The 14885-nt window shown below is 37.2% G+C and carries 11 protein-coding genes; 3 read left to right on the forward strand and 8 right to left on the reverse strand.

The features are described from left to right. Window positions 1-6 precede the first annotated feature (6 nt). Window positions 7-1041, reverse strand: coding sequence for an ATP-grasp domain-containing protein (locus GXX20_05660; protein HHW31146.1), 1035 nt, complete (start codon window positions 1039-1041; stop codon window positions 7-9). 434 nt (window positions 1042-1475) lie between these two features. Here GXX20_05660 and pflB point away from each other — a divergent pair, with 434 nt between their 5' ends. The 3 genes from pflB (at window position 1476) to GXX20_05675 (ending at window position 5217) form a co-directional block, all read left to right on the forward strand. Continuing rightward, complete coding sequence (gene pflB, locus GXX20_05665; GenBank protein ID HHW31147.1) at window positions 1476-3704, forward strand: formate C-acetyltransferase; 2229 nt, start codon at window positions 1476-1478, stop codon at window positions 3702-3704. 59 nt (window positions 3705-3763) lie between these two features. Further along, window positions 3764-4492 carry a pyruvate formate lyase-activating protein gene (gene pflA, locus GXX20_05670; GenBank protein ID HHW31148.1) on the forward strand — a complete coding sequence of 243 codons (729 nt, stop codon included), beginning with the start codon at window positions 3764-3766 and terminating at the stop codon, window positions 4490-4492. Window positions 4493-4590: 98 nt separating this feature from the next. Then, window positions 4591-5217 carry an adaptor protein MecA gene (locus tag GXX20_05675; protein HHW31149.1) on the forward strand — a complete coding sequence of 209 codons (627 nt, stop codon included), beginning with the start codon at window positions 4591-4593 and terminating at the stop codon, window positions 5215-5217. Window positions 5218-5283: 66 nt separating this feature from the next. Here the strand turns inward: GXX20_05675 and lon are convergent, their stop codons facing one another. The 7 genes from lon to GXX20_05710 form a co-directional block, all read right to left on the reverse strand. Next, window positions 5284-7734, reverse strand: a complete 2451-nt coding sequence (lon, locus tag GXX20_05680) for an endopeptidase La (GenBank protein HHW31150.1) — start codon at window positions 7732-7734, stop codon at window positions 5284-5286. Window positions 7735-8157: 423 nt separating this feature from the next. Continuing rightward, complete coding sequence (locus GXX20_05685; GenBank protein ID HHW31151.1) at window positions 8158-9615, reverse strand: hypothetical protein; 1458 nt, start codon at window positions 9613-9615, stop codon at window positions 8158-8160. A 210-nt stretch (window positions 9616-9825) separates the two neighbouring features. Then, window positions 9826-11028: an elongation factor Tu gene (gene tuf / locus GXX20_05690; GenBank protein ID HHW31152.1), complete on the reverse strand. Its 1203-nt coding sequence runs from the start codon at window positions 11026-11028 to the stop codon at window positions 9826-9828. 154 nt (window positions 11029-11182) lie between these two features. Continuing rightward, window positions 11183-13249, reverse strand: coding sequence for an elongation factor G (gene fusA, locus GXX20_05695; protein HHW31153.1), 2067 nt, complete (start codon window positions 13247-13249; stop codon window positions 11183-11185). A 42-nt stretch (window positions 13250-13291) separates the two neighbouring features. Continuing rightward, the gene (gene rpsG / locus GXX20_05700; protein ID HHW31154.1) at window positions 13292-13762 is read right to left on the reverse strand and encodes a 30S ribosomal protein S7; all 471 of its coding nucleotides are present in this window, start codon (window positions 13760-13762) and stop codon (window positions 13292-13294) included. A gap of 187 nt (window positions 13763-13949) precedes the next feature. Next, a complete protein-coding gene (gene rpsL, locus GXX20_05705; protein ID HHW31155.1) occupies window positions 13950-14375 on the reverse strand; it encodes a 30S ribosomal protein S12 in 426 nt (141 codons plus the stop codon). Between the two features lie 102 nt (window positions 14376-14477). Next, window positions 14478-14720 (reverse strand): 50S ribosomal protein L7ae-like protein, encoded by a 243-nt coding sequence (locus GXX20_05710; protein HHW31156.1) that lies wholly within the window; start codon window positions 14718-14720, stop codon window positions 14478-14480. Window positions 14721-14885 lie beyond the last annotated feature (165 nt).

Consider the following 14885-nt stretch of genomic DNA (forward strand, 5'->3'; position numbering starts at 1 on the left):
TTCATCCTAAATTAATTGTTTTATTCCGTACCTTTTTAAAGCACTGTTTAATATCATTTTAATTGTATCTGTGTACCCCACTCCGTTGAATTGAGTAATCATGGGATAATCACTATAACCCGGAGCTAATCCTGGCAGAGGATTTATCTCAATAAAATATATTTCTCCATCTTCTGCCATACGGAAATCTACTCTCGAAAAGTCTTTGCACTCAAGTAACCTGTATATTTTTCCGGCCATAACTTTCATCTTTTTTTCGGCAGACTTATCAAGATCCGCAGGACAGATATAATCTACATATTCTTTATAGTTCTTTTTTACATTAAAGCTATATATATTGTACTTTTGCCCCCGATTTTTGTACTTAATCTCCATGGGAGGGAATATCAGTGTTTCACCCCCATTCCCCACAATGGCAACTGTAAACTCCCTGCCTTGAATAAATTCCTCCACCAGCACAGACTGGCAGTAGGCAGAAATATTCTTTTCTATAAGCTGCCGCAGTTCCTCATGATTTTCAGCCACAGCAATGTCGGAAATGCCTTTGCTGGAACCTTCGGCATTGGGCTTCACAATAACGGGAAACTTCAGGTTTACTTTTGTATTTGGACATATAGAATTAAATATTTTATACCTTGGAGTTTTTATCTTATAAGTTGACAGGAATCTTTTTGAGAGGGCTTTGTCCAGTGATAAACATAATGTAGTTTCGTCAGAACCAACAAAAGGGATTTTGAGAAAATTTAGTATAGCAGGAACCTGTGCTTCTCTTCCTCTTCCATGAATGCCTTCAGCAATATTAAATACTATGTCCAACTTTGTGCTTAACAGTTTATGAAATATTCCACTGTCCGCTTCAAGAAGCTCAACCTTGCATTGCAACCGTTCAAGTGCTTCTTTTATAGCCAATATAGTTTCTATACTGTCATACTCTGCTTCAATGTCTTCAATCACTGACTCTATACCTTTTTTAAGGTTATAGGCAAGACCTACCGTCATCAATGGGTTAGGCAGCGGGTCTGTGTTTTCATAAGTTTCCATTCCACCGCGCTTCTTTCGGTTATAAGTAAAAAACTGTAATTGGCAAAAGCAGCTTGCTAAATACATTAATTGTAATTATAGCAGAAGCATAGATTAATTAAACACCTGGAATTACCTGTTTTGAATGATTTTATACTTGTATAGATGGTTTGAATGATTTACTGCATTTTCTTATGGCCTGATAAAATATTATAATATATTACTTATTATAGTGATTATATAAATCTCATTTGTGATTATATTACCCTGCACATTGTCTGAATATAATCTTCAAATATAAACATGGATATAATGCCCCTTATCTGGAGAAAACTATATGTACATTATTCTATCCTGTTAATTTTAATAAATAATCAATTTATAGATTATTAAATTTACATCAGGTTTTTGATTTACATCATTAGATTTAATATTATATCAGGAATGGTGATTTTATGGATGCATGGCGTGGATTTAAAAAAGGCAACTGGAATTCAGAAATTGATGTAAGAAATTTCATACAATTAAATTATACCCCTTATGAAGGTAACGAAAGTTTTCTTCAGCCTCCCACCGAAGCAACAAAAAAGTTGTGGGAGAAAGTATCAAACCTTCTCGAACAGGAAAGAAAAAACGGCGGAGTTCTTGACATTGATACAAGCACCATATCAACAATTACATCCCATAAGCCAGGATATATAGATAAGTCTCTGGAAAAAATTGTAGGACTTCAGACAGATTCCCCCTTAAAACGTGCCATTATACCATTTGGGGGTCTGAGGATGGTTGTTAAAGGATGTAATGCATATGGAAAAGAAGTCCCTCCAGAAATAGTAAACATTTTTACCAATTATAGAAAAACCCATAACGATGCGGTATATGATGTTTATACTCCCGAAATGCGGCGAGCCAAAAAGGCAGGTATTATTACAGGCCTGCCTGATGCTTACGGGAGAGGCAGGATAATTGGTGATTATAGAAGAGTGCCTTTGTATGGAGTTGACAGGCTTATAGAAGAAAAAGAAAAGGAAAAAACTTTTCTGGAGTATGACTATATTGATGGAGAAACAGTAAGAGAAAGAGAAGAAATCAGTGAGCAGATAAAAGCTTTAAGAAACCTTAAGGAAATGGCTCTAAGTTATGGCTTTGATATATCAGGGCCTGCAAAAAATGCCCGGGAAGCTGTTCAATGGCTTTATTTTGCTTATCTTGGAGCAGTCAAAGAACAAAACGGCGCTGCCATGAGCTTAGGAAGAGTTTCTACCTTTCTTGACATATATATTGAAAGGGATTTGGATGAGAACAAAATTACCGAGCAGGAAGCACAGGAATTAATAGACCATTTTGTAATTAAGTTAAGGATAGTAAGGTTCTTAAGGACACCGGAGTATGACAAACTTTTTAGCGGAGATCCTACCTGGGTAACTGAGAGTATTGGAGGTATGGGACTTGATGGAAGAACTCTTGTAACCAAAACTTCCTTTAGAATGCTAAATACCCTGATAAATCTTGGACCTGCACCGGAGCCTAATTTAACCGTGCTATGGTCCGTACATCTTCCCGAACCTTTTAAAAAGTTCTGCTCCAAAATTTCAATCAGTACAAGTTCCATACAATATGAAAATGATGATATAATGCGGCATCACTGGGGAGATGATTATGGTATTGCCTGCTGCGTTTCAGCTATGAGACTGGGTAAACAAATGCAGTTTTTTGGTGCAAGATGCAACCTGGCAAAGGCGCTGCTTTATGCCATAAACGGAGGAAAAGATGAGATAACCGGAAATCAGATAGCACCTGCACTGGCACCTATAGACAGCGAGTACCTTGAATATGAAGAAGTTATGGAACGTTTTAATGCTATCCTTGACTGGCTTACAAGACTATATATGAATACTCTTAATATTATCCATTACATGCATGACCGGTACGCATATGAAAGGCTCCAAATGGCCCTTCATGACAGAGAAGTTTTCAGGACTATGGCTTGCGGTGTTGCAGGGCTTTCGGTAGTAGCTGATTCATTGAGCGCAATAAAATATGCACGGGTAAAACCCATCAGAAATGAAGATAACATTGCTATAGACTTTGAGGTGGAAGGAGATTTCCCTAAATTCGGAAATAATGATGAACGGGTAGATTCAATTGCTGTTGAAGTAATTAAAATGTTTATGAATAAATTAAGAAAACAAAGGACATACAGAAATTCCATGCCTACCCTTTCTATACTGACAATTACCTCAAATGTGGTTTACGGAGAGAAAACCGGAAATACGCCAGATGGAAGAAAAAGCGGCGAACCTCTTGCTCCGGGCGCAAATCCCATGCATGGCAGAGATATTAACGGCGCTTTGGCTGTATTAAATTCCATAGCTAAACTTCCTTATGAATATGCCCAGGATGGAATTTCCTATACATTCTCCATTGTACCAAAAGCTCTCGGAATTCATAATGATACAAGAGTGAATAATCTTACTTCTCTGCTTGACGGTTATTTTAAACAGGGAGGGCATCACATCAATGTTAATGTTTTTGATAAGGAACTTCTGTTGGATGCAATGGAGCACCCTGAAAAATATCCCCAGCTCACTATCAGAGTATCAGGATATGCCGTTAATTTTACTAAGCTAACAAGAAAACAACAGCTTGACGTCATAAACAGGACTATACACGGCGGCATTTAAATAATCAACCTTGATTCGCCCGGGGATTAAAGATATTTTCCTTAGGATGTGACAAATACATGATAAAAGGCAGAGTACATTCCTTTGAAACTTTTGGTACTGTAGACGGCCCTGGAATAAGATTTGTAGTTTTTATGCAGGGCTGTCCCCTAAGATGTATTTATTGCCATAACAGGGATATGTGGGATACCTGTGGTGGTAAGGAGTACACACCTGATGAGATCATAAATGAATTAAGTAAATATTTAAATTATATAAAGCCCTCAGGAGGCGGTATTACAATAACCGGAGGAGAACCGACCCTCCAGGCAGAATTTGTTTCTGAGGTGTTTAAAAAATGCCGTGAAATAAACGTGCATACGGCACTTGATACCAGCGGCCATGCCCCAATTGAGAAGGTAAAAACCTTATTGCAATATACTGACCTTATATTGTTGGATATTAAGCAGGCTTCTGAGGAAAAACACAGGCAAATTACAGGTGTAGGCAGAGATACTATTGTTAAATTTGCAACTTACGCATCTGAAAAAGGTATACCGATATGGATAAGATATGTTCTTATCCCGGGATATAATGATGATAAAGAAGATCTGGAGTTGGCGGCGCAATTTATTTCAACCCTCAAAACAGTGCAAAAAGTGAATGTGCTCCCTTATCACAATCTTGGGGAATATAAGTGGGAAAAACTTGGTGAAAAATATTCCTTAAAAGGATTGAAAAGCCCAGGACAGGAGCAGGCTAAGAAGGCTGAAGAAATTCTCCTTAAAGCCTTGCCTTTAGTGAACTAATAATTATTCTTCTCTTTTAACTTAAATATAAGTATAATATAATTAGTACCTAATTTAATATTGCAGTTCCTTAATATTGGTATTATCCGGAGGTCATTATGAAAATAGAAAAAATTAGTGAAAACATCATCAAAGTCACTATTTCCCTGGATGACCTGGAAGAAAGAAATATTGACATTTCTTCTTTAAATTATAACTCCCCTGCTGCACAAAATTTATTCTGGGATATGGTTGAACAGGCTGAAGAACAATTAGGTCTGAATATTTCAGATTCTCAGCTATTAATAGAACCTTACCAGGATTTTAACGATGGTTTTACAATAACTATAACTAAAATCAGTGATGATGCAGATTTTGAATCCATTCAAAAGTACATTAAAAGCAGATTTAAAAAATCGGATTTAAGAGTAAGGCGAAAAATCCGTAAGCTTTCTTCATCACTCATTATTTACGCTTTTGAGAATTTTGAAGATTTATGCATGCTATGTAAGAATATCCAACCATTATATAACGGGAAGAGTAGTTTATATGAGCTAAATAACGTATACTATCTAACCCTGATAAAACCCTGTTTAGGTCAGTCGAATTCAGGGTTATTTGAATCATTATTGAATGAATACGGAACAAAAATTCAAAACACCAATTTTTATGAAGGTTATTTAAATGAGTACGGAATAAAAATTATAGAAGAAAATGGGATACAGACTATAAATAAGTATTTTTAAAGGCAAGGGAGACCGCCCCTTGCCTTTAAATTCTTGCACATTATTTTTAAACTGAACCTATTTATTTCACTGTTCCATTAATGCACCACGTTCTATTTTATCTAAGGAATCTTTTTCATTGCTGATTATTATATTATTGCTTTTTTCTTCCTGTAAATTGCTGCCTGTAAAAGCCATGATTTTTTGTTTTACAAGTGCCGCGTTTAAGACAGTGTCCATATCGGCTGCAGTAATAAATTTTATTTTCTTTCTGATATTTTCGGGTATTTCTTCAATATCTTTCTTATTATCTATCGGTATTATCACTGTATCAATTCCAGCCCTGTGTGCAGCCAGCACTTTTTCCTTAAGCCCTCCAATAGGCAGCACCCTGCCTCTGAGAGTTATTTCTCCGGTCATGGCCACATTTCTTTTTACAGCCCTTAATGAAAGAGCTGATGTCATTGCTGTAGCCAGAGTAATACCCGCTGATGGTCCGTCTTTAGGAATTGCACCTTCAGGTACGTGTATATGAATATCGTATTTTGTATAAAAATCCTTGTCTATCCCCAGATGTTCAGCCTTAGAGCGAATATAGCTCATGGCAGCCCTCGCAGATTCTTTCATGATTTCGCCTAAATGTCCTGTAAGTTCAAGTTTACCGCTTCCGCTCATAACATTTACTTCAATAGAAATAGTATCCCCACCCACAGGTGTCCAGGCTAATCCTGTAGCAATTCCTATTTCATCTTTCTCATTAACCTTTTCATACCTATACCTTTTAACACCTAAGTATTTTGTAAGGTTAGTGGATCGAATCTTAACTGACTTCTTATTGGTTGAAACAAGCTGTTTTGCAACCTTTCTGCAAATTGAGGCAATCTCTCTTTCAAGATTTCTTACTCCTGCCTCTCTTGTGTAGTAATTTATTATATCTCTTACCGCTTGTTCATCAAAGCTGATATTTCTTTTTTTCAAGCCATGTGCTTCTATTTGCTTTGGAATCAGATACTTTATTGCAATATTCACTTTTTCCTCTTCAGTATACCCAGGTATACTTATCACTTCCATCCTGTCCAACAAAGGCCTGGGTATAGTTTCCATATTATTGGCAGTGGTTAAAAATAATACATCTGAAAGGTCAAAAGGAACCTCAAGATAATGATCTCTAAAAGCAAAATTTTGTTCACTGTCAAGAACCTCAAGCAAAGCTGCTGCAGGATCTCCCCTGAAATCATTGCTCATTTTGTCAATTTCATCAAGCAGTAACAGAGGATTGCTGGAACCTGCCTCTTTAAGGGCAGCAATTATCCTGCCGGGCATTGAACCGATATATGTTCTTCTATGCCCTCTTATTTCAGCTTCATCCCTTACGCCTCCCAGAGACAACCTCACATACTTTCTGTTCAATGCTCTGGCAACTGATTTGGCAATAGAGGTTTTACCTACACCAGGAGGTCCTACCAGGCAAATAATCGGACCTTTCAAACTGTTTTTTAGCTTGCTTACAGCTAAGAATTCAAGTATTCTCTCTTTGACCATTTCCAGGCCGTAATGATCTTCCTCGAGTATCTTTTGAGCATTTAATATATCAAATGTATCCTCAGTCTTTTTATTCCACGGTAAATCAAATATCCAGTCCAGATATGTCCTTATAACCGTGCCTTCAGCTGAACCGGGAGCCATTTTTGATAATCTGTCCAGTTCTTTATTTACTTTTTCTTTTACTGCTTCAGGGAAATTAGCTTTCTCCATTTTTTCCCTGTATTCTTCTACTTCTCCCAAAGGATTATCTTTATCTCCCAGTTCACTCTGTATAGCTTTTAACTGTTCCCTGAGATAATAATCCTTTTGCATTTTGTCAATCTGTTTTCTGACTTTGGCATTAATGTCTCTTTCTATCCGCAGAATTTCAATTTCCTTCAAAAGGATTTCCAAAAGTCTTTCCATTCTTATTGCAGGATCAAATTCATCCAGCAGTTCCTGTCTTTGATCGGTTCTGAGAAAAATACTGTATGTTATTGTATCAGTGAGCTGTCCTGGTTCCTCAAGGGACATTATTGACATTATCACTTCCGGTGAAATTTTACCGCTTAGTTTGACATATTCACCAAAGGCATCCAGTATTCTCCTTCTAAGGGCTTCAATCTCCAAATTATTCTTTTCGTCAATCACATAGGTCTTTTCTGCCACTTCCGCCATAAAAAAAGACTCAGTTTGAGTAAATTTACATATTTCAGCTCTGCTTATACCTTCCACTAGTACCCTGATAGTATCTCCTGGCAGTTTTAAAAGCTGCTTGATTTTTGAAATAGTACCAACACTGTATATGTCATCTATATCTGGAGAGTCAACCTTAGCGTCTTTTTGAGCTACTAAAAAAATCAACTGGTCGTTAACCATAGCTTCTTCCAGAGCTTTAATTGACTTTTCCCGGCCTACATCAAAATGCAAAATCATATACGGAAATACAGTTAGCCCTCTTAGGGGTAAAAGCGGCAATACCTGTTTTTTTATAATCTTTTTTCTTTCCAAAATTAATCAACCCCTCACAAAATAATCTATTCCCACCATTTATTTCATACATTTCATATAACATAAAGGTATAATATTTCCCGCTACAGAAATTTTACCCTGTATATTCTGATTAAAGTAACATAAGTTTCTCAGCGCCCGAAAACTTTAAGGTAACAGCTTTCTGTCAATCTGGGATACATCTTTTTCCCCGTTTTAACACCCAGGTTCATAAAAATTTTTCGATTTTCACCGCTCGTTATATTTTTATTTGGCTCTATACAGCTTTATTCTTGCAAGGCAAAAAAGACAACTTCATTTCAGTAGTATAAATTATAACCTTTTAATATTTTGATTTCAATTGTTTAATATGGTATTATAGGAAATGTATGTTGTGTTCAGAATCTTTTGTGAAGGCCTTTTCCGGTTATATTTACTGTGGAATAGCTAGAATACCCTCTCTCCTATAGCCTCCATTTCCTTTGAAGTTTCCAGCATTTTATTAAACATTCCAACTATAGTCTCTGAATGTTTTTCGGCTTTTTTGGCCACCTGCGCTGCTTCATGGGTATTTCCATTATTCAATAATTCAATTACTTCTTCTCCCATAATGTGCAGTTCTGAATGGTATTTTTCTACTGCTTTCCATAATGGCAGTATCTTTTCTGATTTTGGTTCTACACTGTAGTAGAAATGTCCAAAACCACACCGATGGTCATCAGTTTGCAAAGGTTGTGCATGACCTTTTGCTACCATATCCTTTAGAATTTTAACCCAGTTAATATGAGCTTGAATAGCAGATTCGATTGAAGCATTAAAATCACTGATTGATAGTCCGTTTAACCTGTCAGAAGCTATTTTGCCTCCCTGTTTGGTAAGTTCATCAACTTCTAACTCTATATCCTTAATATCATCGGCCACATTTGAGATATCATTGCCTAACAATTCCAGATCCGTAACCAGAATGCTGACCTTTTCAGTTTCTTCACTTATGCTGTACATACCTGCTGATACTTCTTCGAGGGAAGCATGAAGTTGTTCATTAAAAGCAGAAATTTTTTCTAAGCTTTGAGTAACATTATCTATGGATGCTGCACTGGCTCTGAAATCTTCAATTATTGCAACCATTGAAGTACTTGCCTTGTCTATCAGCTTTATTGTCATATTTACACTCTTTTGGCTTTTTACTGATGCAGCATTTACTTCATCGAGAAACTCATCCATAGATTTAAGAAGTGATTTCGTGGTATCTGATAGTTTTCTTATTTCATCTGCTACCACCATAAAGCCCTTCCCTGCATCCCCAGCCCTGGCTGCTTCTATTGAAGCATTAAGAGCCAGGAGATTTGTTTGGTTGGATATATTATGTATACCTTGCAATGTTTCTCGCATTTTTTCCAATGTAGTGAAAAGATAATTAATGTCCTGGCTCATACCTGTAGAATATTCTAATACTTCTCTGCTTTCATTCTCCATTGCCTTCATCATTTCACTGCTCTTAACAGTATTTTCATTTAATATTTTTGACTCTATTGTTATTTTCTCAAGAGATGAGCTTAATTCTTCACTGCCTTCAGCTATCTGGTTTATAGCAGCTGTAGCTTCCTGAAAGGTTGAATAGACATTACTTGAAATCCTGGAAAGTTCCTTTATTGATTCACTAATTCTTTTACTTGCATGTTTTAATTTTATATCAAAGCTGCTTATTTTTGTAGCTAGTATAAACAGCCCCTTTAACAGTGCTTTAACAGATTTGCTCTTTAATTTAAGTTCCTTGCCTAGTTCTATGACTTTCCTTGCCAAAGCATTGCTTGTTTGAGATTCATGTTCATCAAATACATCCAGGTTTCCTTTGGTAATTGATTCTATGTAACCAATTACTTTTCCAGGGCTATTAAATAACATAGTAAATCCCCCTCTATTTGTAATATTATGTCTAATAATTACACTTTAGATTAAATTTTTAATAAATCAACTATCCTTTTAATACCCTTTTAAAAAGCATGAAAAACAGCGGACAATCTTATGATCATCCGCTGTTTTTATTTAAATTTTTATATCAGAGCTCTATCCATGCATATCATGCTTACATATGCTATAATCACAGAGCCTTTATTATTCAATTATTTCACTAACTGTACCTGCTCCTACTGTTCTTCCACCCTCACGGATAGCGAACCTCAAGCCTTCTTCCATAGCTATAGGAGTAATGAGCTTGATTGTCATATTAATGTGGTCACCAGGCATACACATTTCAACACCCTGAGGTAATTCTGCTACGCCGGTAACGTCAGTTGTTCTGAAATAGAACTGAGGTCTGTAACCATTGAAGAATGGAGTATGTCTTCCACCTTCTTCTTTAGTTAATACGTAAACCTGTCCTTTAAAATGAGTATGAGGTTTAATTGAACCAGGTCTTGCAAGAACTTGTCCTCTTTCTACTTCATTCCTCTGGATACCTCTTAAGAGACAACCAATGTTGTCACCTGCAACAGCTTGATCCAGAAGCTTTCTGAACATTTCAACACCAGTAACAACTGTTTTTCTTGGAGCATCCATTAAACCAACTATCTCTACTTCGTCTCCAACTTTAATTTGTCCTCTTTCTACTCTACCAGTTACAACTGTTCCACGGCCAGTGATGGAGAAAACATCCTCAATAGGCATAAGGAATGGCATATCAACTGCTCTTTCAGGAGTAGGTATATATTCGTCTACTGCATCCATTAAATCCATTATGCACTTATATTCTGGTGCATTAATATCCTGTGAAGCAGATTCGAGGGCAGCGAGGGCTGAACCTCTGATTATAGGAATATCGTCTCCTGGGAATTCATAAGCACTTAACAGTTCCCTAACTTCCATTTCAACCAATTCAATAAGTTCTTCATCATCTACCATATCACATTTGTTGAGGAAAACTACTATATAAGGTACGCCAACCTGACGAGCGAGAAGAATATGCTCTCTTGTCTGAGGCATTGGACCATCAGCAGCTGAAACTACCAGGATAGCGCCGTCCATCTGAGCAGCACCGGTAATCATGTTCTTAACGTAGTCAGCGTGTCCCGGGCAGTCAACGTGAGCATAATGTCTCTTATCAGTTTCGTATTCAACGTGAGCAGTTGAAATTGTGATTCCTCTTGCCTTTTCTTCTGGAGCCTTGTCAATCTGGTCATATGCTGTAAAATTAGCTTTTCCTAAGAATCCTAATACTTTTGTGATTGCTGCTGTCAATGTAGTTTTTCCATGGTCAACGTGACCAATAGTTCCAATGTTTGCATGTGGTTTGGTTCTTTCAAACTTAGCTTTTGCCATTATTAACTCTCCTTCCTTTTTCAGTATATTTTACTGAAATGCCAGTTTTTTTATTAATTATTTATGAATATTCTATACTTACATTGTAATTAAATCAATACCTTCTTAGCAATACCTGATTACCAAAAACAGGTCTACAGAAGGTTTGTAAACCTTACCTGTTTAGAATGGATTCCTGTATATTTTTAGGAATTTCTTCATAGTTATTGAACTGCATCGTAAAGACTCCTCTTCCCTGAGTTTTTGAACGCAGTTCTGTAGCATATCCAAACATCTGGGCAAGCGGGACATAAGCAGTAATTACCTGGGCGCCTGAACGGGCTTCTATTCCGGAAATTCTTCCACGCCTGGAGTTTATATCACCCATTACGTCACCCAAATACTCTTCCGGCACCACAATATCAACCTTCATTATAGGTTCAAGCAATACCGGGTCTGCTTTACGGCAACCTTCTTTAAATGCCATGGATGCAGCAATTTTAAATGCCATTTCGGAAGAATCTACCTCATGGTAGGATCCATCTACAAGTGTAACCTTTACATCCAGGACCTGATAGCCTCCTAATATTCCACTTTTCATGGCTTCCTGTATTCCGGCGTCAATTGCAGGGATAAACTCCTTTGGTATTGCTCCTCCAACAATTTTATTTTCAAAGATATAACCTTCCCCTTTTGGGAGAGGTTCAATTTCAATCCAGCAATGCCCATACTGTCCTCTACCACCGGATTGCCTTACAAATTTCCCTTCAGATTTAACAGGTTTGCGGATAGTTTCTTTATACGCAACCTGCGGTGAACCTACATTAGCTTCGACCTTAAACTCTCTCATCATTCTGTCAACTATGATGTCCAGGTGGAGTTCTCCCATTCCGGATATAACTGTCTGACCTGTTTCCGGATTGTTGTATACTTTAAATGTAGGATCTTCCTCTGACAGTTTTTGCAGGGCAATGTCCATCTTTTCCTGTCCGGCTTTGCTCTTTGGCTCAATGGCTATGGATATAACCGGTTCGGGAAATTCCATTGATTCGAGAACTATAGGGTGGTTTTCATCACATAATGTGTCCCCTGTTGTAGTGTCTTTCAAACCTACAGCTGCGGCAATGTCTCCTGCGTAAACAGCATCCACGTCTTCCCTGTGGTTTGCATGCACAAGCAGTAAGCGGCCAATTCTTTCTTTTTTGTTTTTTGTTGAATTGAGCACATATGAACCTGCCTTTAGCTGTCCTGAATAGACTCTGAAGAAACACAACTTTCCTACATATGGGTCCATTATAATTTTAAAAGCTAAAGCAGAAAATGGTTCATTATCATCTGCCTTTCTCACCAATTCTTCATCATGGTCAGTTGAAAAACCATGTACTGGTGGAATATCAATGGGAGAAGGCAGGTAATATACTACTGCATCCAGTAATTGCTGCACGCCTTTGTTTTTGTAAGATGAACCACACAATACTGGCACCATTTTTGCCCCTATAGTAGCTTTTCTTATTCCTGCACGTATTTCCTCTTCAGTCAGCTCTTCACCTTCTAGATATTTAATAGTTAATTCTTCGTCTTGTTCAGCAACAGCTTCAATTAAAATGTCCCTGTATTTTTGTACAATATCTTTCATCTCTTCGGGAATTGGGCCTTCTTCTATAACCTGGCCAAGTTCATCCCTATAATAATGTGCCCTCATTGTTACGAGGTCAGCAATTCCTTGAAAATTCTCTTCTTTTCCTATTGGCAGCTGGATCGGTATAGCATTTGCATGCAAACGGTCTTTCATCATTTGAATGCAATTAAAAAAATCCGCACCTATAGTATCCATTTTATTTACATATGCAATTCGAGGTACATGATATTTATCAGCCTGTCTCCAGACAGTTTCTGATTGAGGCTCAACTCCTCCTTTTGCACAAAAAAGCGTTACTGAACCATCGAGAACGCGAAGAGATCTTTCGACTTCAACAGTGAAGTCAACGTGCCCCGGCGTATCAATAATATTTATTCTATGATCTTTCCAGTAAGCGGTAGTTGCTGCAGAACTAATGGTAATGCCTCGTTCCTGCTCCTGTTCCATGAAGTCCATAGTTGCATCGCCTTCATGAGTTTCTCCCATTCTATGAACTTTCCCTGTATAAAACAATATCCGCTCAGTAGTTGTAGTTTTACCTGCATCAATATGAGCCATTATTCCAATGTTTCTTATATTCTCCAGATTGATTTGCCTGGGCATCTTCACCCTCCTTTCACTTTACGATAGTTCATCACGTTTACATTACCATCTGTAATGAGCAAAAGCTCTGTTAGCTTCAGCCATCTTATGAGTATCTTCTTTCTTCTTAAATGCTCCGCCTACACCGTTGGCTGCATCCATAATTTCTCCTGCAAGCCTTTCTTTCATGGTCTTTTCCCCACGCTCGCGAGCATAAGATACCAGCCATCTGATTCCCAAGGACTGGCGTCTTTCCGGCCTTACTTCTACAGGCACCTGGTAAGTGGCACCACCAACTCTTCTGGCTTTTACTTCCAGTACAGGCATAACATTATTTAATGCCTCTTCAAATACTTCCAGAGGATCTTTTCCTGTCTTTTCCCTAATAATATCAAAGGCGCCATAGCAAATTTTTTGAGCTATACCTTTTTTACCATCAAGCATAATCTTATTTATAAGTTTTGTCACTACTTTGTCATTATATACTGGATCAGGCAGAACTTCTCTCTTTGGAACATGACCTTTTCTTGGCACTTTACTTCCCTCCTTTTCATGATAATACTATCATTGGTACTCGAGTTAGTTTTTAACTAACCATCGTCAAGTGCTGTGTACTATAGATAGATGATTAACTGGAAAAAACAAAAAATATATATTAACTACGTACCTGCACTTTTTAATTTCTCTTCTTACTTATCTCTGTTATTTAGCCTTATCTCTGTTATTTAGCTGCACTGGTTTTTGGCCTCTTTGCACCATATTTTGACCGGCCCTGCATTCTTTTTGCAACACCTGCAGTATCTAGAGTTCCTCTTATAATATGATATCTTACACCTGGTAAATCTTTAACCCTACCGCCTCTGATCAGAACAACACTATGCTCCTGGAGATTATGACCAATTCCGGGAATATATGCTGTTACTTCAACTCCGTTTGTTAAACGTACTCTGGCTACTTTTCTCAAAGCAGAATTTGGCTTCTTTGGAGTAGTAGTTTTAACTACTGTGCACACACCTCTTTTTTGCGGTGAGCTAATTTCTATGGGTTGTTTCTTAAGAAAGTTAAAGCCTCTTTGCAGTGCAGGTGCGTCAGATTTTTTCTTTGCTGTCTGTCTTCCTTTTCTAACCAGCTGATTAAACGTTGGCATCCATCCACCTCCTTTCAATAATTATTTCCTAATATAGAGTAAAACTTTTATACAAAGTTATAATCTTTTAAATAAACTATTATATAAAGCTATAATCCAAGTTTATTTTAATAAAGCAGCAGCAGCTGCTCCAACTTCTATTCCACAAGCTTTACCAAGCTGTTTCATGCTTTCTACATATACAATTTCAATTGATTTTAATTTACATTGTGTTATAACATTTTCTGTTACTTTTGGGTCAGCATCATTTGCAATGAAAACAACTTTAGCTTTATCAGCCGCTATTGCTTTAGCTGTTTGCTTTATTCCTACTGTTTTATTTTTCCCCTTTAAACTTTCTAACACAACCTAACCTCCAAAAAGGATTACTTACAGGTTCATGCACTGCAATATTCTATCACCCATAATATTATTTTGTCAAGAGTTAACCCTGCTCAGAGAGAGGGTTACAGAACTGAGGGACATTTCTTAACGTAATTGAGGGACATTTCTTAACGCAAAAGAAAATCT

The organism is Clostridiaceae bacterium, from assembly GCA_012840395.1.
Classification (GTDB): Bacteria; Bacillota; Clostridia; order Acetivibrionales; family DULL01; genus DULL01.